The organism is Anaerosacchariphilus polymeriproducens (assembly GCF_003363435.1).
Classification (GTDB): domain Bacteria; phylum Bacillota; class Clostridia; order Lachnospirales; family Lachnospiraceae; genus Anaerosacchariphilus; species Anaerosacchariphilus polymeriproducens.
Window position 1 is genome coordinate 172010 of sequence record NZ_QRCT01000049.1, and the last position, 21400, is coordinate 193409.

Annotated in this window: 22 protein-coding genes; 3 read left to right on the top strand and 19 right to left on the bottom strand. The window is 33.2% G+C overall.

Annotated features, from left to right (window positions below; genetic code table 11):
• Positions 1-3: 3 nt before the first annotated feature.
• Genes DWV06_RS14265 through mtaB form a run of 4 tightly spaced genes read right to left on the bottom strand, consistent with a single transcriptional unit; the run spans position 4 to position 2392 of the window.
• Positions 4-267 carry a DUF1292 domain-containing protein gene (locus DWV06_RS14265; protein ID WP_115482862.1) on the bottom strand — a complete coding sequence of 88 codons (264 nt, stop codon included), beginning with the start codon at positions 265-267 and terminating at the stop codon, positions 4-6.
• A gap of 45 nt (positions 268-312) precedes the next feature.
• On the bottom strand, positions 313-744 hold the full coding sequence (ruvX, locus tag DWV06_RS14270) for a Holliday junction resolvase RuvX (protein ID WP_115482863.1): 432 nt from the start codon (positions 742-744) through the stop codon (positions 313-315).
• A gap of 10 nt (positions 745-754) precedes the next feature.
• On the bottom strand, positions 755-1018 hold the full coding sequence (locus tag DWV06_RS14275) for an IreB family regulatory phosphoprotein (protein ID WP_115482864.1): 264 nt from the start codon (positions 1016-1018) through the stop codon (positions 755-757).
• A 57-nt stretch (positions 1019-1075) separates the two neighbouring features.
• Positions 1076-2392: a tRNA (N(6)-L-threonylcarbamoyladenosine(37)-C(2))-methylthiotransferase MtaB gene (gene mtaB / locus DWV06_RS14280; RefSeq protein WP_115482865.1), complete on the bottom strand. Its 1317-nt coding sequence runs from the start codon at positions 2390-2392 to the stop codon at positions 1076-1078.
• Between the two features lie 192 nt (positions 2393-2584).
• On the opposite strand from mtaB, the gene DWV06_RS14285 reads away from it, so the two are divergent.
• Complete coding sequence (locus DWV06_RS14285; protein WP_115482866.1) at positions 2585-2824, top strand: HPr family phosphocarrier protein; 240 nt, start codon at positions 2585-2587, stop codon at positions 2822-2824.
• Positions 2825-2882: 58 nt separating this feature from the next.
• Here DWV06_RS14285 and thiI read toward each other — a convergent pair whose 3' ends face one another.
• From thiI to lepA, 12 genes are all read right to left on the bottom strand, one after another.
• Positions 2883-4070: a tRNA uracil 4-sulfurtransferase ThiI gene (gene thiI, locus DWV06_RS14290; RefSeq protein WP_115482867.1), complete on the bottom strand. Its 1188-nt coding sequence runs from the start codon at positions 4068-4070 to the stop codon at positions 2883-2885.
• Positions 4071-4124: 54 nt separating this feature from the next.
• Positions 4125-5276, bottom strand: coding sequence for a cysteine desulfurase family protein (locus DWV06_RS14295; RefSeq protein ID WP_115482868.1), 1152 nt, complete (start codon positions 5274-5276; stop codon positions 4125-4127).
• Positions 5277-5298: 22 nt separating this feature from the next.
• Entirely contained in the window at positions 5299-6042 is a 744-nt protein-coding gene (locus tag DWV06_RS14300; protein ID WP_115482869.1) for a 16S rRNA (uracil(1498)-N(3))-methyltransferase, read from the bottom strand.
• 21 nt (positions 6043-6063) lie between these two features.
• Complete coding sequence (prmA, locus tag DWV06_RS14305; RefSeq protein ID WP_115482870.1) at positions 6064-7014, bottom strand: 50S ribosomal protein L11 methyltransferase; 951 nt, start codon at positions 7012-7014, stop codon at positions 6064-6066.
• A 205-nt stretch (positions 7015-7219) separates the two neighbouring features.
• The gene (locus tag DWV06_RS14310) at positions 7220-7720 is read right to left on the bottom strand and encodes a molecular chaperone DnaJ (RefSeq protein WP_115482871.1); all 501 of its coding nucleotides are present in this window, start codon (positions 7718-7720) and stop codon (positions 7220-7222) included.
• Positions 7721-7851: 131 nt separating this feature from the next.
• Positions 7852-9021, bottom strand: coding sequence for a molecular chaperone DnaJ (dnaJ, locus tag DWV06_RS14315; RefSeq protein WP_115482872.1), 1170 nt, complete (start codon positions 9019-9021; stop codon positions 7852-7854).
• Between the two features lie 201 nt (positions 9022-9222).
• Complete coding sequence (gene dnaK / locus DWV06_RS14320; protein ID WP_115482873.1) at positions 9223-11082, bottom strand: molecular chaperone DnaK; 1860 nt, start codon at positions 11080-11082, stop codon at positions 9223-9225.
• Positions 11083-11132: 50 nt separating this feature from the next.
• Entirely contained in the window at positions 11133-11798 is a 666-nt protein-coding gene (gene grpE, locus DWV06_RS14325) for a nucleotide exchange factor GrpE (RefSeq protein ID WP_408608166.1), read from the bottom strand.
• 26 nt (positions 11799-11824) lie between these two features.
• Positions 11825-12856 (bottom strand): heat-inducible transcriptional repressor HrcA, encoded by a 1032-nt coding sequence (hrcA, locus tag DWV06_RS14330; RefSeq protein ID WP_115482874.1) that lies wholly within the window; start codon positions 12854-12856, stop codon positions 11825-11827.
• A gap of 296 nt (positions 12857-13152) precedes the next feature.
• A complete protein-coding gene (locus DWV06_RS14335) occupies positions 13153-13395 on the bottom strand; it encodes a hypothetical protein (protein ID WP_115482875.1) in 243 nt (80 codons plus the stop codon).
• A 12-nt stretch (positions 13396-13407) separates the two neighbouring features.
• On the bottom strand, positions 13408-14580 hold the full coding sequence (gene hemW / locus DWV06_RS14340) for a radical SAM family heme chaperone HemW (RefSeq protein WP_235828974.1): 1173 nt from the start codon (positions 14578-14580) through the stop codon (positions 13408-13410).
• A complete protein-coding gene (gene lepA / locus DWV06_RS14345) occupies positions 14570-16384 on the bottom strand; it encodes a translation elongation factor 4 (RefSeq protein WP_115482876.1) in 1815 nt (604 codons plus the stop codon). Before lepA ends, hemW begins: the two co-directional genes overlap by 11 nt.
• Positions 16385-16525: 141 nt before the next feature.
• Between lepA and DWV06_RS14350 the strand changes: the two genes are divergently transcribed.
• Positions 16526-17047, top strand: a complete 522-nt coding sequence (locus DWV06_RS14350; RefSeq protein WP_115482877.1) for a peptidylprolyl isomerase — start codon at positions 16526-16528, stop codon at positions 17045-17047.
• Between the two features lie 105 nt (positions 17048-17152).
• Complete coding sequence (locus DWV06_RS14355) at positions 17153-17452, top strand: hypothetical protein (protein ID WP_115482878.1); 300 nt, start codon at positions 17153-17155, stop codon at positions 17450-17452.
• A gap of 188 nt (positions 17453-17640) precedes the next feature.
• Here the strand turns inward: DWV06_RS14355 and DWV06_RS14360 are convergent, their stop codons facing one another.
• From DWV06_RS14360 to DWV06_RS14370, 3 genes are all read right to left on the bottom strand, one after another.
• Positions 17641-18975 carry a sensor histidine kinase gene (locus DWV06_RS14360; RefSeq protein WP_115482879.1) on the bottom strand — a complete coding sequence of 445 codons (1335 nt, stop codon included), beginning with the start codon at positions 18973-18975 and terminating at the stop codon, positions 17641-17643.
• A gap of 118 nt (positions 18976-19093) precedes the next feature.
• Positions 19094-20503 (bottom strand): MocR-like pyridoxine biosynthesis transcription factor PdxR, encoded by a 1410-nt coding sequence (gene pdxR, locus DWV06_RS14365; RefSeq protein ID WP_115482880.1) that lies wholly within the window; start codon positions 20501-20503, stop codon positions 19094-19096.
• Between the two features lie 13 nt (positions 20504-20516).
• The gene (locus DWV06_RS14370) at positions 20517-21380 is read right to left on the bottom strand and encodes a DUF2225 domain-containing protein (protein WP_115482881.1); all 864 of its coding nucleotides are present in this window, start codon (positions 21378-21380) and stop codon (positions 20517-20519) included.
• Between the last annotated feature and the right edge of the window lie 20 nt (positions 21381-21400).

The following is a 21400-nucleotide window of genomic DNA, read 5'->3' on the forward strand; positions in this document are numbered from 1 at the left end:
ACCTTATATACTTTCAAAAGAAATATCTTCTAAAATTTCATTAAATATAGCAGCGACTGCTTCTAATTCTTTTTCATCTTCAACAATCTCATAGATTGCCTCTTGATCTTCCATACCTGATAGATCTTTTAAAATAAAAGCTTCTGCATCGCCATCCTCTTGATCTGTTACTAATATATAATCAATTCCATTAATCCTTGTTTGTTCTAGTACAAAAAAATCAACTACATCTCCTGAATCAGTAAATGTAAATTTTATTTTATCCATATATTCTCCTTATTTCATAACCTATATCAATATCCAAATATAAGTTTATTTCTCTTCATTCGATATAGAATCTAAAAAACCCTGCAAAATAAAAACAGCAGCAATCTGATCTACATACTGCTTCCTATTTTCAAAATGAATATTTCCTTCTATTAAAACTCTATCAGCCTCAACTGTGGTCAACCGTTCATCCCACAGTACAACCTCAAGACCAGTTCTTTTCTCAAGCATGCCTTTGAATTCCAATGCCTTTTCCGCTCTTTCCCCAATCGTATTATTCATATTTTTAGGAAAACCTAATACAATTTTACTTACTTCATATTCATTAATTAATTGTTCAATTCGTGCTAATGTCTGCCTTAGCTTATTCTCTGATTTTCGCCAGACAGTCTCAACACTTTGGGCGGTCAACAAAAGAGAGTCACTGATTGCAACACCAACTGTCTTCGAACCATAATCAAGCCCCATTATTCTCATATTTCCTCCATTAATCCAAAAAATTGTTCTTAATATATTCTTTCAACAATTCTTCCACCAATTCATCTCGTTCTGCCTTCATAATTAAACTCCGAGCATTATTATGACTGGTAATGTAAGTAGGATCACCCGACATTATATATCCAACAATTTGACTTACAGGATCATAACCTTTTTCTTTCATTGCTTTATATACAACATCCAGTACTTCCTTTACTTTTAGTTCTGTATCCGTTTGTACTTTAAAATATTGTGTATTATTTAAATCTTGCATATCATCACGCCCTTAACTATCTCAATACATTCATTCTAATATAAAGACAAATAAAATTCAATGTATTTTTGTAAGAAGTATCATTTTATCTGTTAAAATTTTCTTAATTTTCCCTTTAATAATCTGATTTGAGTCCATTTCGTTTTCAAAATCTTCTACAGCTGCTTTAATATACTCCTTGGTATGACCCGTCTGATAAACGATACCATTAAGATTCAGTTCTTCTTCTATTAGAATCTCGGTTTCTTTTCCAATATATGATTCCATATATTCTTTGTTTAATTTCTTTTCTAGCCGTATTAGTTCATTACTTCTCCTGGTTTTTATATCTTCAGCAATATGATTAACCATTTCTGCTGCCTTCGTACCTTTTCTTTTGGAATATTTAAAAATATGCATTTCTGAAAAATGAACCTTTTCAAGAAATTCTTTTGTACTGTTGAATTCTTCTTCTGTTTCTCCAGGAAAGCCAACAATTACGTCTGTAGTAATTCCAGGATTCTCAAAATATTTTCTTAGTATATTACAGCCTTCCAAATATTCATCGGTTGTATAATGACGATTCATTCTCTTTAGCGTTTCATCACATCCGCTCTGTAAAGACAAATGAAAATGTGGACAAATCTTCTCTAAGCTAGAAATACTTTCTACAAACTCTTCTGTTATGATCCTTGGTTCTAAAGAACCTAAACGAATGCGTTCTATACCTTCTATTTCATTCACTTTTATAATCAATTTTAAAAGATTTTCTTCTTCTAAATCTATTCCATAAGAACTCAAATGAATCCCCGTTAAGACTACTTCTTTATATCCATTCTCCACAAGCTTTCTGACTTCTTCTAAAACTTCTTCAGAATTTCTGCTTCTTACTCTGCCACGGGCATATGGTATGATACAATAGGAGCAGAACTGATTGCACCCGTCCTGAACTTTGATATAAGCTCTTGTATGCTCTGCAGTGCTTGAAATACTTAGCCCTTCATATTCATTTGTTGAGTTAATATCGATATACTCTATCTGTTCTTCTTTTGACTTCTCATAAGCTTCAATTATAGAAATTAGTTCACATTTTTTATTATTCCCAATTATTATATCAATAGCCAAATCTTTTTTTGCATCTTCCAAAGAGGTCTGGACATAACACCCGGTTGCAATTACGATACCTTCAGGGTTCTTTTTCTTTGCCTTATGAATCATCTGTCTGGATTTCCTGTCTGCCATGTTAGTGACAGAACATGTATTTATAATATAAACATCTGCTACCTCTGAAAATGGGACAATCTCATATCCACCTTCTTTTAATAATTTTTGCATAGCATCTGTTTCATATGCATTAACTTTACATCCTAAATTGTGTAATGCTGCTTTTTTCATATTGTGGACCAGGCCTCCTTTATCCTAATTTATTTTCACTTCTTCACTTTTCATTCATATATTTATCAAGAATGGTATTATGTTCTAATTTCCCCATTGACTTTTACTTTTTTTCTAGTTAAGATTATATTGTCACAATTATATTAGCAGGAATGTTTTTCCTCTATCATCAAAATAAGGGAGGTTTTCCAAATGAAAACAGTACAAATTTCTTTAAATTCTATTGATAAAGTCAAATCATTTGTTAATTGTATTACAAAATTTGATTATGATTTTGACCTTGTTTCAGGAAGATACGTAATTGATGCAAAATCTATTATGGGAATCTTTAGTTTGGATTTATCCAAGCCAATTGACTTAAATATACACGCAGACAAAGAACTCGATGCAGTTCTTGAAAGCTTAAAACCATATTTAATTGAAAACAATTGATTTTATCTTAAAACGGGTTATTGCCTCATTTCATTGCAACAACCCGTTTTTCTTTTATCTAATCTGCTGTTACTACTATTTTTTCTGTGCTTTCAATCGCTATTCTTAACATATCTTCTATATTTTGTTCTAGTTTCCTTTCGGAACGTTTTATAACATTAATATTCGGTTTTGTCACTGGATGTTTTGCTACAAATATGGTACAGCAATCTTCATAAGGTAGAATCGATGTTTCAAAGGTATCAATTTTATTAGAGACATCTATAATTTCCTGCTTATCAAATCCAATCAAAGGACGATATACAGGCATTGAACATACTTCATTCGTAGCTGCTAAACTTTGCATTGTCTGACTGGCTACTTGTCCAATACTCTCCCCGGTAACTAAACCTAACGATCCGCTTTCCTTGGCAAAATGTTCTGCAATCTTCATCATATAACGCCGCATAATGATTGTAAGCTCATCATGGGGACAATTTTCATAAATGTACAACTGAATATCTGTAAAATTAACGACATTTAAATAAATAGGGCCTGTAAAACGAGCAACTTTTTTTGCCAAATCAATTACTTTCTGCTTTGCTCTCTCACTCGTATAAGGTGGCGCATGAAAATAGGTTGCATCAATTTTCACTCCTCGTTTCGCAATCATATACCCTGCAACCGGACTATCAATTCCTCCTGAAAGAAGAAGCATTGCTTTTCCGTTCGTCCCTACCGGCATTCCGCCCGGACCCGGTATCGTTTTGGAATAAATATAAATTTTATTTCGTATTTCGATATTTAACAAAATATCAGGAGTATGCACATCAACCTTCATTTCTTCAAATGCTTCTAAGATTTTTCCACCCAGCCCTGCACTTACTTCCATGGAAGACATTGGGTAACTTTTTTTCGCACGTCTTGTATTGACTTTAAACGTTTTCTTTTTATCCGGATGAACTAAATCCAAATATGCCACTACATCTTTGGCCAGCTCATCGAACCCCTTATCTTCCACATGTACTACCGGGCAAATACCGACAATCCCAAAAACTCTCTGAAGACTTTCGATAACTTCATCATAATCATATTCACTTAAAACTTCAATGTAAATTCTACCTTGTTCTTTGGTTACTTCAAATTCTCCATCTACAGACTTTAGTGCGTACTTTATTTGTCTTACAAGTGCATTTTCAAATAAATGTCTGTTTTTTCCTTTAATTCCAATTTCACCATATTTTATCAAAAAAGCTTTAAACATTATCTTTCCTCTTTCTTATATTCAATCTTAACAAGTCAAAATGAACCTAGTATCGTTTTAATGTCTCGTATATTTTCGAAGTCTTGGAAGTATTTCTTTTAAGGACTGTATACAATAATCGATTTCCTCAAAAGTTGTATCAAATGAAAAACTAAACCTTATTGTTGCATCTAATAATTCTTTTTTTACATTTATTCCTTTTAAAGTTGAACTAATCGCCGGTTTATTCGATGCACAGGCCGAACCTGCTGAAACATAAATATTTTTCTCTTCCAATGCATGTAATAAAACTTCACTTCTTACGCCTTCAAAACTTACACTCACAATATGTGGCGCACCGGCTTCTTCAGCTCCATTTATTACGATTCCTTCTATTTCTTTTATTTGTTTTATAAAACTTTGTTTTATCTCATATATTTTTTTCTGCTTTTCTTCAAAATCAGTATAAACCTCTTTTATTGCAACTCCTAACCCTGCAATACCGGGTACATTCTCCGTACCTGAACGTATCCCTTTTTGTTGTTCTCCTCCAAAATTTATCGGTCTTATCTTCACTTTTGCATGAACATAAAGTACTCCAATCCCTTTTGGACCGTGAATTTTATGACCACTTATAGATAATAGATCTATTTTTAATTTGGTAGGTAATATTCTGAATTTACCAAAACTTTGAATCGCATCTACATGAATCAAGGTCTTAGAATTGTTTTCCTTAACAATTTTAGCAGCTTGTTCAATCGGCTGCAAAGACCCAATTTCATTATTTACATGCATTATGGATACAAGAATCGTATCTTTTCTCAATGCATCTTTCAAATCTTCTAATTTTAAGACTCCTTTTTCATCAACCGGAAGATATGTAACCTCAAAACCTTGCTCTTCAAGATACTTCATTGCATTTAGCACGGATGGGTGTTCAATAGAAGTAGTTATCAAATGTTTTCCACTTCTTTGATTTGCCATAGCTGTGCCTATAATAGCAAGATTATTGGATTCCGTTCCACCAGATGTGAAAAAAATCTCTTTTTCATTTACTTTAAGATTTTTACTTATTATTTCTCTTGCTTCTCTAATATATTTTTCAGCTTCAAAGCCCTTTGTATGCATTGATGAAGGATTCCCATAATCCTGAGTCATTAATTGAACAACTAACTTAGCTACACTTTCATAACATCTTGTTGTTGCCGAATTATCAAAATATACTTCCATTACTTTCCTCACAATCTTAAATCTAATGTTCCAATTCAAACATCATAGCTGCAATAAGAGCTAATCCAGCTGTTTCCGTTCGTAAAATTCGTTTTCCTAATGAAATTGGCATAAAATCTTGAGCAACCGCTAATTCAACTTCAGTATCTTCAAAACCGCCTTCCGGACCAATGAAGATGCCAATTTTAGTTTCTGGTTTTAATTGATTTAAAATTCTCTTAGTCTCGTCCATTCCTTTTGTATTCTCATAAGGTATCAATTTTACATCAAAATCCTCTGCATATTCTATTGCTTCTTTCATTGTCATTACTTTTTTAATTGAAGGGATTCTTCTCCTTTTAGATTGTTTTGCAGCGCTCTCGGCAATCATCTGCCAACGTTTTAATTTATTTTCTTCTTTCTTATGATCTAATTTCATAACAGAACGTTTTGTAGCAACTGGAATGATCTCAAATACACCTAATTCTACAGTTTTTTGAATAATCAATTCCATCTTGTCCCCTTTAGGCAGTCCCTGGAACAAATAAATTTTAGACGGCAGTTCTGTTCCATCTTCATCTATCTCTATAATCCTTGTCCGTATATAATCTTCTTGTAGTTGCTCCAACTCGCAAATATAGTCTCTGCTTGTATCTTCACGCAGACTAATTCGAATCAACATACCTGGTTTCATACGGAGTACATTTTTTATATGATTCACATCTATTCCTTGAATTATTATGTTCTCTTTCTCTAACTGATTCTTATCAACAAAAAAATGATACATACGCTTTCTTCCTTTATATCACTACTTTTTTTGGGCAGCTATGGATACCCAATCACCTTGTTTTAAAACTTCTATCACTTCTAAGCCAGCTTGTTGTATTGCATTCACAACATCGTTTTCTTTCGACTTAATAATACCAGAGGTAATATAAATCCCATTTTTCTTTAAATATCGCGGAACTATAGGGGTCAAAGGAATAATAATATCGGCTAGAATGTTTGCGACAACGACATCAAATTCTTCAAATCCTATTTTCTTCTGCAAATTTTCATCTTTTATCAAGTCTCCGCATAGTATTGAATATTTTGAACTCTCAATATCATTCACTTTCATATTTTCCTGAGAAGCTAACACAGCATTCTCATCGATATCTATTCCAACTGCAAAATCAGCTCCTAATTTCAAACTTATTATTGATAAAATTCCACTTCCGCATCCCACATCTAATAATCTGGTTTGTTCATTCATATACTTTCTTAATTGTTCAATACACAACTGGGTAGTCTCATGTTTTCCGGTACCAAATGCTGTACCAGGATCAATTTCTATCAGTAATTTATTTTCAGGGTTTTCTATATTTTCCCATGTAGGTTTAATTATTATATTATCTATCTCAAAAGGTTTGAAAAATTCTTTCCAATTATTAATCCAATCAGAATCTTCCGTCTGACTTAATTGAATACTTCCTTCTCCGATTTCTATAAACTCTTTAAGTCTTTCAATTCCATTAGAAATATGATTCAATAACAAAGCTGAATCTTGTCCTTCTTCTAAATAAAAGCTCACATATCCAACTCCTTCGTCTGGAGGAAGCTCCGGCAGAATATCAATATACATTTTCTCTTTATCTTCCTGTGAAATAGGCACATTATCTTCGATTTCAATACTGTTAATTCCTAACTCCATTAACATTCCACAAACAGAATCTTCGGCTTGAGTCGTCGTTTTAATTGTATATTTATCCCACTTCATTTTAACACCTTTTCTTCTTTATTTACTCTAATTGACTTAAATACCATATCATAAAAATATGAGGGTTACAAGAAATTTTTCTTCTTTTATAGGATTTTTAACACCATAGCTCTTATCGTATAATACATGAAAAGGATGCAATTCTTACGAATCACATCCTTAATTTTAATTAATAATAAATTTCTTAAAACTTTCTCTTCATTGTCTATACACCATACGCTTGTCTTAAAGAATCATATTCTCTGTTAATTAATTGAATTGTATCTGTGTCACCATTTACATTATCCGGATGAAAAATTTTCATTAATTCCTTATAACGCTTTTTCAATGATATACTACTATTTACACCTTTAAAGAATATTCCAGCATCAATATCTGATTTTTGCTCAAAAGCAATCACCTCTTTATAAAATGCTTTCTCTCTTTCTAATTTCTGCTTTTCATTCGCAACTTCTCGAAGTTCATTTTCTAATATTTTCCATTTCGTTTCAAATAAACGTTTTTCTCTTTCTAATTGCGATTCATTTAAGGCTTTCTGTCTTTCATATTCTCTCTTAAAATTATTCAGTTCTCTTTTCTCTCTATCAACCTTAACTTTTTCATCTTCTAGCAGTTGCTTCTCATGCTCAATTCTAACAGTTTCTTTAAAAAACCATTGTTTTATTTTCGTCTGTTGTTCATCTATTGCATAATTTGAATGGCCCATACTATTTCTCCCTCCCATAGAAAACCAATAAACTGCTACCATATTATAACATTTCGACAATATATGGTACCTTTTCCAAAAATTATACTATATCTAGGGATTAAAATCAATATTTCTTGGACCAAATTTTTTTAAATTTCTTCAAAGGATTCTTTTATTTTATCCATAAAACCTTTTTTCTTTGTTTTTCCTTTTGTTGCTTCACCTTCTTGGGTCAAACTTGAACCAGTTTCTGCATCAAACTGCCTTAATGCTTCTTTAGCAGTCTCATTCAGCCTTGTTGGAACTTGAACAACTAAAGTTACATAGTGGTCACCTCGGATATTTTTATTTCTTAGTGAAGGAACACCCTTTCCTTTCAGGCGGATTTTAGTATCTGTCTGAGTACCTGGTTTTACTTCATACAAAACTTCTCCATCTACTGTTTTGATCTTTACTTCTCCACCTAAAGCTGCTTGCGCAAATGAAATTGGCGCAGTCGAAAAAATATTCATATCCTGACGTTGGAAAATAGGATGTCTGGAAACGATCACTTCAACCAATAAATCTCCTCTTGGACCACCATTAACACCCGGTTCACCTTTATCCCTGATACGAACACTCTGGCCATTTTCAATACCTGCCGGAATTGTAACTTGTATTTTTTTCTTATTCGCTATATACCCGGTTCCATAACAAGCAGAACATTTATCCCTTATAATTTTTCCTGTACCATTACATTCAGGACAAGTCTGAACATTTTGAACCATACCAAAAATAGACTGCTGCGTATACATGACCTTTCCCTTACCACCACACTTTGAACATGTCTCCGGTGTAGTTCCGGGTTTGGCTCCAGTCCCATGACAAGTAGCACATTCATCTTTTAAGGTCAATTCAATTTCTTTTTGGCAGCCGAATACCGCTTCTTCAAAAGTAATTCTGATTCCGGTTCTTAAATTAGCACCTTTCATCGGACCATTATTTGCTCTTCTTCTTGAACCCCCACCAAATAAATCTCCGAAAATATCTCCAAATATGTCTCCCATATCCATTCCACTAAAATCAAATCCACCTGCACCAGGACCACCACCTTCAAAAGCAGCATGACCAAATTGATCATATTGACTTTTCTTTTCAGGATCACTTAGTACAGCATAAGCTTCTGAAGCTTCTTTAAATTTTATTTCCGCTTCTTGATTTCCCGGGTTCATATCCGGATGATACTTTTTGGCCAATTGCCTATATGCTTTCTTTATCGTTGCGTCATCCGCACCTCTGTCGACGCCCAGGACTTCGTAATAATCTCTTTTTTCTGCCATAACTATCCTTCCATTCTTGCTTACTGATTTAGTTACAGTTACTCTATTTCATTGCTTCTGCCCGAATAAAGTTCCTCTATACAAGCAGAGGCATTATTCTCAAATTATACTGTATCATAAAATACTCATAGAGAGAGATTCGTTTTAGAATCCCCCTCTTAAGTATTAGCACTATTACACTTAATTCTTATCTATATTTCTTTACACTTCTTTATAATCTGCATCTACAACATCATCATTATTAACTGTTTCACCCTGACTTGCATTCATATCTGGTTCAGCACCTTGTGCAGCTTGTGTTTGTTCATATACTTTTGCAAATAATTTTTGAGCACTTTCCATTAGCTTTTCTTTTGCTGCCTTCATTTCATCTAATTGTGCATCTGTCATTTCTTCGATATTTTCTGTTTTGCTGACAATATCTTTCAATGCTGCTAAATCAGCTTCTACTGCTGTTTTGTCATTGGCATCGATCTTATCGCCAACTTCTTCTAATGCTTTTTCTGTTTGGAATACAAAAGAATCTGCATCGTTTCGTGTATCAATCATATCTTTACGTTTTTTATCCTGTGATTCAAATTCTGCTGCTTCTTTCACTGCTTTATCAATATCATCATCTGACATATTGGAACCAGCTGTAATTGTAATATGTTGTTCTTTCCCTGTTCCTAAATCCTTAGCAGAAACATTTACGATACCATTAGCATCAATATCAAAAGTTACTTCAATTTGTGGAACACCGCGTCTTGCTGGTGGGATTCCATCAAGTCTAAACTGTCCCAGTGATTTATTATCTTTCGCAAATTGTCTTTCCCCTTGAACAACATTAATATCAACGGCTGTCTGATTATCTGCTGCAGTTGAAAAGATTTGACTTTTCTTTGTAGGAATTGTTGTATTTCTTTCAATTAATCTTGTTGCAACTCCACCCATAGTTTCAATAGATAATGACAATGGTGTAACATCAAGTAATAAAATTTCACCAGCTCCAGCATCCCCGGCTAATTTACCACCTTGAATAGAAGCACCTAAAGCTACACATTCATCAGGATTTAATGATTTACTTGGCTCTTTTCCTGTTAACTGTTTTACTTTATCTTGTACTGCTGGAATACGGGTAGAACCTCCAACCAACAATACCTGACCTAATTCACTTGCACTAATTCCTGCATCTTTCAATGCATTTTGAACAGGAGCTGCTGTTCTTTCAACCAAATCATGTGTCAACTCATCAAATTTTGCTCTTGTCAGGTTCATGTCAAAGTGCTTTGGTCCTTCTGATGTTGCTGTAATAAATGGTAAGTTAATATTTGTTGTAGTAGCTGAGGATAATTCTTTTTTCGCTTTTTCTGCTGCTTCTTTTAATCTTTGAAGTGCCATTTTATCGGTTGATAAATCAACACCTTCTTGTTTCTTAAATTCTGCTAACATATAGTCTGTAATTTTTTGGTCGAAATCATCTCCACCAAGTCTATTGTCTCCTGAAGTAGCTAATACTTCAATAACTCCTTCACCAATTTCAATAATGGATACATCAAAAGTACCACCACCTAAATCATATACCATGATTTTTTGTTCTTTTTCATTATCAAGACCATAAGCTAAAGCTGCTGCTGTTGGTTCATTAATAATACGTTTTACATCTAAACCAGCAATCTTACCTGCGTCTTTTGTTGCCTGTCTTTGTGCATCATTAAAGTAAGCCGGTACTGTAATAACTGCTTCTGTTACTTTCTCTCCCAAATATCCTTCGGCATCTGATTTTAATTTTTGAAGAATCATAGCTGAGATTTCTTGTGGAGAATATTTTTTGTCATCAATTGTTTTCTTTCTGTCTGTTCCCATATCTCTTTTAATAGATGATATTGTCTTCTCCGCATTGGTTACTGCCTGACGTTTCGCAGGCTCACCTACTAATCTTTCACCTGTTTTTGTAAAGGCTACCACTGATGGTGTAGTTCTGGCACCTTCTGTATTTGCAATAACTACAGGTTTTCCACCTTCCATTACTGCTACACAACTATTTGTTGTTCCTAAATCGATTCCAATAATTTTTCCCATTTTTATTTCCTCCTAATTTCTAAAATTTATAATCTTTGTTTCAGTTTCATCTAATTTGCAACTTTAACCATGCTATGTCTAACTACATTATCCCTATATGTGTATCCTTTTTGAAATTCTTCAACTACAATATTTTCTCCAACCTCTTCATCTTCTATGTGCATAACTGCATTATGATAATTGGGGTTAAATTCAACACCAACAGATTCAATCGGTTTTACATCAAGTTCCTCTAATGTTGTTATCAATTGTTTATATATCATATCAATTCCTTCGAAAAAAGAATTTTCTTTTTCTTCTTCCGGAACTGCTGATAAGCCTCTTTCAAAATTGTCGACTATTGGTAATATTTTCTCTACCACATTTCTGGCACCAATTTCATACATTTGAGCTTTTTCTTTTTCAGTACGTTTTCTAAAATTATCAAACTCAGCCATTTGACGCTTAAGACGATCCGTTAATTCTTCTATTTGCTCATCTTTTTTATTTTTCTTTTCTTTCTTTTTAAAAATACTTTTTTTCTCTTCTACAACTTCTTCTGACGCATTTTCTTCCGAAGGTTCTTCATCAATTGTTTCTTCCTGAGAAGCATCTTGAACATTATCTTCTTTCAGATCTACTGTTTCTTCTGTATCTCCCTCTTGATCATTCTTTAATTCATCAGCTACAACTTCATTGATTACATCCTCAAGGGTTTCCCTTTTTTGTTCTTCCACTTGCTTCACCTTTCTTTCCTTCCAACTTATTCTTTCTTAAATATTTCATCTAATTGATTCTTTAATGTTTTTAAATTATTCATTACATTTTCATAATCCATACGTTTGGGGCCTATGATTCCTATCGTACCTTTCATTCCTTCTCCCAGTTCATAAGTAGCGGTAACTACACTACAATCTTTCATCGTCTGCACTGGTGTTTCACTACCTATATATACTTGAATACCTGTATTTTCTTCTTCAGAAAAGGTATCAGAGACCAAATCAATTAACTGCTGTTTTTCTTCAAACGCTGATATCAATTCACTCGCCTTTGCAGAGTCACTCAATTCCGGATATTTAAAAATATTTGTAGCACCACTTGTATATATTTCTAATTCAGAATCTTCCTGTACCGCCTCAACAACCGCATCTAACACTTCATTGATTACATTACAATGAATACCTGCCTGTTCTTTTATATTAGCAATTAGACCTAAATTAATCTGTTCTAATGTCAAACCATTCAAATTTGTATTAAGTAAGATATTTAATTTTAAAATCGTTTCTGTATCCAACTCATTCTTAATCTGTATGATCCGATTTCTTACTATGTTTCCTTCTAATACAATAACTGCAAGAACCTGTCTGGAATCAACCGGAGAAAGCTGAGTGAACTTTATCTTACCTTGATTACCACGTGGAGATGAGACCAAAGTAGTATAATTCGTATTATTTGCTAAAACTTTTGCTACTTGTTTCAACACCCTCTCCATCTTATCTGCCTTTTCAATCATCAATTCTTTCATTTCTGTGACTTCTTTTTCTTTTTCCTTCATCAGATCATCTACATACAAACGGTATCCCTGATCAGAAGGAATTCTCCCTGCAGAAGTATGTGGCTGAACAATATACCCTAAGTCTTCTAAATCTGACATCTCATTTCGAATGGTAGCTGAGCTCAAATTTAAATCTGTATATTTAGAAATAGTTCTCGAACCTACCGGTTCTCCTGTTTCTAAATATGTTTGAATAATCGCTTTCAATATTTTCATTTTTCTATCGTCTAATGACTGCATGGCTACTCACTCCTTCATTCTTTTGAATGTGAGATTAATAGTTGTTAGCACTCACTCTATTAGAGTGCTAATATCTATGTATCTAAAATATCACTCCCAATATTCTTTGTCAATAGAATTTTTTAAATTTATACTTAATTTATATTTTGATACTTTTATTAAATATTTATTTGAAGAATTTTATTTTGCAAAGAAACATATTTAAGATAAATATTAAAACAACGGTAGTATTTTAAAATATCAAAAGATACTTTACCAAATACTACCGTTCAGAAAATTTAATATTAACGCTTAGTTTATTTTTTTCTTAGGCCCACCAAAAAAGCCGTTAATGACATAATTAATAATACGACCGTTATAAAGTATAACCAATTATCATTTCCAATATGCCCTGCAATAAATATACTAGTCGGTCCGCCTTCCGTAGAAATTGGCAAAGACACACTTATATTTTTATCCAAGCAATATTTTATTATTGATGCAATTATCAAAAAAAAATTTAATAAAATACAAAAAGCAACTACTACTTTTTTCATCATTATTATATCTCCCTATTCAATTATAAATCTGGATAATACATAATTACTTACATCCAGTCCTATTTCGGTTAATTTTATTATTTTCTCCCCTTGTTTTAAAAGCAATTGAATGAGTCCATCTTTTTGCAATTCTTGAATCACATCTCCGTATATCTCCTCCATAGATCTGTGAAACTTATTATAAAATTTATTCATTGAAACTCCACAAATCATTCTAAGTCCCAAAAACATAAATTCTTCCATCGATTCCTTTGATGTCAATTCAACCACATCATATGCTTTAAAATCTGTTTCTAAATAATTTGACAATATAGAAGTATTAGAAAAGCGTGTTCCCTCTATATAAGAAGCAGCCCCCAGTCCCAATCCCAGATAAAATTTATCTGTCCAGTAACCGATATTATGGCGGCACTCTTTTCCCGGCTTCGAATAATTTGAAATTTCATAGCGCTGAAAACCTGCTTGGCTCAATAATTTCTTTGTTAAATAATACATATTTCTTTCTGTCTCTTCACTTGGTAAGATTATGGGTTTTTCTCCTTTTTCTCTTCGCTTACAATCTTCTTGATATTGTATAAAAAAAGGAGTCCCTTCTTCTATTATTAAACTATACGCAGAAATATGCTCTGGATTCAAATTTATGATCCGTTTTAATGTATGCTTCCATGTTTCCAGCGTCTGTCTTGGCAATGCACTCATTAAATCAATATTTATATTTCGAAACCCACATGCTCTTGCTAAATCATAGTTCTCTTCAAACTCTTCAAACGTATGAATTCTACCCAGAAGTACAAGTTCTTCGTTATAAGTAGATTGGAGTCCCAAACTTAATCGGTTAATTCCTGACATTACATATTCGTTCAATTTTTCATAAGTAAGTGTCCCCGGATTTGCTTCTATTGTAATTTCTGCATCTTTTTCAATTGTAAATTCTTGATACATAACTTTCATTATTTTTTTTATTTCATTTCGTTCCAAAATAGAAGGAGTCCCACCACCAAAGAAAATTGAAGTCACTTTATAATCTTTATAAATATATGATTTTTGCCTGATCTCTTTCAACAATGTTTCTACATAAAATATTTTGACGTCTTCTTGTGCCGGTGCAGATAAAAAGTCACAATACTTACATTTGCTTTTGCAAAACGGAATATGAAGATAAAGTTCTAATTCTTTATTTATCATCTAGTTTCAACACACTCATAAACGCCTTCTGCGGTATCTCTACATTACCAATTTGCCGCATACGCTTTTTCCCTTCTTTTTGCTTCTCGAGTAGTTTACGTTTACGTGAAATATCTCCACCGTAACATTTTGCTAATACATCTTTACGCATCGCTTTCACAGTTTCTCTTGCTATTACTTTGCTTCCAACTGCAGCCTGAATAGGCACTTCAAATAAATGCCTTGGTATTTCATCTTTCAATTTCTCACACATTTTTCTTCCACGTTCATAAGAAGTTTCGCTGTGAACAATAAAAGAAAGTGCATCTACTTCTTCTTTATTAATTAATATATCTAATTTCACTAATTCTGAACGCTCATACCCTTTCATCTCATAATCAAAGGATGCATAACCGCGGGAACGTGATTTGAGCGCATCAAAGAAATCATATATTATTTCATTTAAAGGTAAGTCATACTTCAATAAAGCTCTCGTCTCCTCCATATATTCCATACTAATATATGTTCCACGACGTTCCTGACACAAGTCCATAATAGCACCAATAAACTCTGTTGTTACCATGATCTCTGCACTCACTATCGGTTCTTCCATATATGCGATTGCAGTAGGTTCCGGCATATTAGAAGGATTCGTCAATTCAATGACTTCTCCATCTGTTTTGTGTACTTTATAAATAACACTTGGCGCTGTAGTAACTAAATCTAAATTATATTCTCGTTCTAAACGTTCCTGGATGATCTCTAAATGAAGCAGTCCTAAAAAACCGCACCGAAACCCAAAACCTAATGCAACGGAAGTCTCAGGTTCAAATTGTAACGATGCATCATTTAGCTGTAGTTTTTCTAATGCATCTCTCAAATCAGGATACTTTGCACCATCGACCGGATACATACCACAATAAACCATAGGATTTACTTTTTTATAACCCGGCAACGGCTCTGCACAAGGATTCTTAGCTTCAGTAATCGTATCTCCTACTGTTGTATCTTTCACATTTTTTAGACTGGCAGTAATATAGCCTACCATTCCGGCACTTAATTCATCACATGGAATGAATCTGCCAGCACCAAAGTATCCAACTTCCACTACCTCAGACACCGCTCCTGAAGCCATCATTTTGATAGAAGTTCCAGGTTTCACTTTCCCCTCCACGATCCTGCAAAATACTATGACTCCCCTATAAGAATCATATAAAGAATCAAAAATAAGAGCTCTTAAAGGAGCTTCCTTATCTCCTTTAGGTGCCGGGATTTTTTTCACGATCTGTTCTAATACTTCTTCAACGTTAAGCCCGGTCTTTGCGGAAATCCTTGGCGCATCCTGTGCCTCAATACCAATAACATCTTCAATTTCTTCAACGACTCTGTCCGGATCAGCGCTTGGCAAATCTATCTTATTAATAACCGGCATAACGTCTAAATCATGATCTAATGCCAAGTATACATTCGCCAATGTCTGAGCTTCAATACCTTGAGCAGCATCCACAACTAAAAGAGCACCATCGCATGCTGCAAGGCTGCGTGATACTTCATAATTAAAATCAACGTGTCCGGGAGTATCTATTAAATTAAAAATATATTCATTTCCATCCTGTGCTTTGTATACAATACGGACTGCCTGCGCTTTAATGGTGATTCCACGTTCTCTTTCAAGATCCATATTATCTAATATTTGTTCTTGCATTTCTCTATTTGTAAGCAATCCTGTTTTTTCTATAATACGATCTGCCAATGTAGATTTTCCATGGTCAATATGCGCAATAATACAAAAATTCCGAATTTTACTTTGATCTATGTTTCCCATGTTTTCCTCCATGTAACTTCCTACTTTACTGTGGCATATTATATCACAAGGCTTCTCGCTTTGTCTATAGGCGATTGACTCTCTTCTTGTTTTAGGATACAATGCTTATACAACAATCAGACTAGAAAGGAAGAGTTTATTATGGCACAAAATCCAATCGTTACGATTGAAATGGAAAATGGAGATATTCTGAAAGCAGAACTTTACCCGGATATCGCTCCAAATACAGTGAATAATTTCATATCACTTATTAAAAAAGGTTATTACGATGGTTTGATTTTTCACAGAGTTATTAAAGGATTTATGATTCAAGGGGGATGCCCTGACGGAAACGGAATGGGTGGTCCCGGCTACAGTATTAAGGGCGAATTCACTCAAAATGGTTTTTCGAATCAATTGAATCATGAACCTGGTGTTTTATCAATGGCCAGAGCAATGAATCCTGATTCTGCAGGTTCTCAGTTTTTTATTATGCATAAGAATTCACCTCATTTAAATGGCGCCTACGCTGCTTTTGGCAAAATCACGGAAGGAATGGAGATCGTGAATAAAATAGCTGAAACTGATACAGACTATAACGACAGACCTGATACCCCTCAAGTAATGAAAAAGGTTACAGTTGATACATTGGGTGCAGACTATCCTGAACCTGAAAAATGTTAGGCAAATCAACTAAAAAAATTATATAATTTTTTACACCTGACCTCTTTTCTTTTTCCAGAAAAAGTATTACAATATTTACAACGAGCTATAGAAAGGAGTCATTTTATGGCAAAAAAGTTTTTAAAATTCTTAGCATTTGCAGCAATGGTCAGCGCTGCAGTTGCAGTTGGCATTGCTCTTTATAAGAAATATACTGAAAAAGATTCCTGGGATGATGATTTTGATGATTTTGATGATGATTTCGAGGATGAAGATTTAGAAATGGAAAACATTAAATCCAGAGAATATGTCCCCATTACCTTAGAAGCACCGAAAAAGGAAAACACTGACACTTCTGCTCCAGAAAACAATGTATCTGAAGCAGATACACAAGAGTCAGATGGAGCAACTGGATTGGAAGAATAACAAAGTGAGTGTCGCAAAATAACTATTTTTAGTTGTAGAGCGATGCTCCTTTTCTGTTTTAAAAGACACAAAAAGAAGCGATGTTCTATAGATGAATATTCATCTATAGAGATCGCCGCCTTTCTTCTTGATTATAAACTTCTTATTTACCAGAGTGGATTACTTGCAGCTTAGAACTTGTACCATCTTTATTCCATAATTACATCGTAAAATAAAATTTCTATTGCAATTCTGTTCTCATGACTTTTAAATTCAATTTCACCACCATTACGCTCCACGGCTTCTATTATCGTACGAATCCCTATTCCAAAATTACTAATATCTTCTTTCCAGACTTTGTTTTCAAAGAAGGCACTATCAATTATTTTTCCTACTGTATTTGCGACTGAAATAGAAAGTGTATTACGAAAATTCTTTACACTTATTTCAATATGTCGTTTATTACTCTCCGGAATCTCCTTACACAACTTTATAGCATTGGAAACTGCATTTGATAGAATAGCACACAAATCATATGAATTTACCGAAATCTCTTCTGGAAAGCTCCCCAAAAGATAAATAGGAACCCCTTCTTCTTTTCCTTCCAGAATCAAATGATTAAGGATCGCATCTACCATTTCATTATTACTCTCAATTTTTTGTTTCATAGCCTTCTGAACACGATTATAAAAAGATAACATATATTCTTCTAACTCATTATACTTCTTATCCCTTAATAAGACTTTCATACTGTTGATCTGATTATATGTATCATGACGAAACTTTTGAATCTCCAAATCTCCTTTATAAATTTCACTATAAAATTGATTTTGCGCATAAATATACTCATCTTTTAATTGATTTTGTGCTTGGAAGAAGTTACTGGAAGAATTAAGCATAAGCATTGCACCTCCATTTATTACGAACAAAAGACATAATACTCCCACAGAAACAAGCAATAGTTGGCTAAGAGTAGGATTGTCTTTTAATCCATAACTGATTTTCACAGTAAGAACTGCTACATATGTAAAGAAAAGGAAGCTGACAAAAATAAAATAATAATAAATCGGTAACTTTTTTACGAATCTCGGCCAAACTTTTTCTTTCTTGGATATCTTTAAATGATACCCAATAAATAGAATAAAAAAAACTTTTAATGCCTCAGTACATATACTTCCTAAGCTCCATTCCCAATCAAGATTTACCTTTGTTTTCTCCAAAAAAATTAAAAGCGCTGAAAAAAATAAATCTACTAAAAACCAAGCAAATTCTGAACTCAGATAAATCATTCCATTTTTTAAATTATTTCCCTGAAAGCAAAATGCTACGATTAAAAAATTAATTGTTAAGAGCAGTGTTAAATATAGGATTCGATTCTCTGTCTGCATTCCAATCATTAAAATAATAATTATTAGTGCCAGAATAATACCAAAATACTTTCTTTTCTCTCTTAGCCTGCACTGTAATATGATTCTCATAAATAAAAACGATTGCAATAGATGGCACAAAATTTCTACTACTCCTCTGCACATAAAAAAAATCATACTTACACTTCCCTTCCTATAAAGTAATACCAAGAAAATGTTTACTTGACAAGAAAAATGATGTGAACGGTATGATTTTGTTACAAACGGTATATTTTATATATAATAACAATACTTTTCATATAGTTTTAGTAGAAAATATATCTCCTATAAATTTAACAGCATTTTTCACCTCATCCTCGGATAAAGAACCAAATCCAAGCAAAATTGTAGCGGAATCATTTCTCATTTGTTCAATATAATACTGAGATAAAGGATATACTTTAATCCTTGCTTCTCTAAATTTATTCACTATCATTTCTTCTGACATACCATTAATAAATCTTACTAAAAGATGAAGGCCCGCATTCTCGCCCTCTATGATACAAATATCTTTCATTTTTTTAAATTCATTCACAATAATATCATGTTTCGATTTGTAGACCGCTCTCATTCGATTTAAATGCCGTTGAAAGTAACCCTGATTAATAAATTCAAAAATCATTGTTTGGTCAATACGTGAAACAGTTGAAGTATATAAATGTTCCCTATCTTCATATACTTTCAATAATTTTTCGGGCAGTACCATGTAACTAACACGAATCGCCGGGGCTATAGAGTTAGAAAAAGTTCCCAAATAAATCACTCTTTGTTCATGGTCATAACCTTGTAACGCAGGAATAGGCTTTCCTACATAACGAAATTCACTATCATGGTCATCTTCTATAACATATCTTCCTTCGCTCTTAGAAGCCCAATTCAATAACTCTAAACGCCTGCTAATAGGCATGACAATACCTAAAGGGAACTGATGAGACGGCATTACATATGCTGTATCGGCTTGGGTCTTTTCCAAAAAATCAACCTGAATCCCATTTTTATCCAAAGGTATTGTTAAAACTTTATAATCTAAATTTCGAAAAGTCAGGTATGCCTTTTTATAGGTTGGATCTTCTATTGCAATTGTCCTGTTCTTTCCCAATAACTGACTTAAAACTGTTAATAGATAATCATTTCCAGCGCCTACAATAATTTGTTCTTTATAACATTGTACTCCACGTGCCTGATATAAATAATCACATATACTTGAACGCAAAGAAGATTCTCCTTTAGGAGAACCTAATTGAAATAATTCCTTTTTATCTTCTAATAAAATATTTCGCATTAATTTTCTCCAGATGTTATCCGGAAAATTTTCTAAATCAATTCCTTTTAAGGAAAAATCATAATCATATTTTGACTTTTCCTTTGGGGAGTTTTTTTCATTTCTTATTATTGATTCTTTAAACTGGTAAATACCTTCTAATTGACAAACAAAATATCCTTTACAGGCAACAGCTTCAATATATCCTTCTGAAACTAACTGCTCATATGCCAAATCTACAGTACTTCTGCTTACTTGAAGGTGTTTCGCTAAAACTCGGGTTGAAGGTAATTTGTCATTATATTTTATTTTACCTAACTGAATCTCTCTCTTAACATACTCATAAATCTGTTCATATAATTTTTTCTTAGATTCGTTTTGTAAATTAATCGTTAATTCATTCATTACTAAACATCCTTTAAGATTTTGAGCTTCTGATTTTTTCGAGAAGTTCGGTTTTTATGTCTAAAGTTTTATCTTTCATTCTTCTGGAAGTTGTTTTTGATGATAGAATTCCTGAAATAAGCTTTGATGCAGTATCATACTTTTCAAAACGCATTGCCAAAACCGATAAAATATAATCAACAGTATCTTGTTGCATCCCACACATCGGAAATTGTTCTTTACTTATTGCTATTAAAAAGCCTTCATAAGCATTTTTCATGAACTCCTCTTCTTCTTTTTGAAGACGTTCTTTATTCTTTTCCCATTCTTGAGGATTTTTTTGCATTTCTTCCATTTGTCCACGTATTGTCCACGCAGCCTTTAAACAAATATATGCTTTTTCGCTATCTCTAGCTTTCCTTACTACAGCATTAAGTAAAGCTAATTTATACCTTTCCATAGCTTTCTCATAAGTATAATCTTCCATTTCTTCCTTTACACGGGCACTGGCTTTAAACTTACTCGAAATATTTTCACGTATCAGCCGGATCTGTATTGATGTAATATCTTTTAAATACATTCCTAAAATTGCAAAACCACAGTGGGGACATGCGACTACATCATATTTCAGCACATCGACCACTTCAAAACGAGGACGTAAATCTTTGTCAGCCTCCAAACGACGGATTTTAGAATTTTTTACAGTTTTGATAACGATTTCTTTATCACAAACAGGGCACATCACTTTTTTGTGTAACAAAAAATCCTCTTCTTGTAAAGATGCATCTTTTGACACTTCTTCTTTCGTCTCTACTTCCTCTTTTTTTTGTTCAAATAAATCTATAGCCCCATCATTTTTCATCCCAAATTTTTCTAATCCATCGAATAAACTACTCATTTTTTTACCTCCGTTTACTT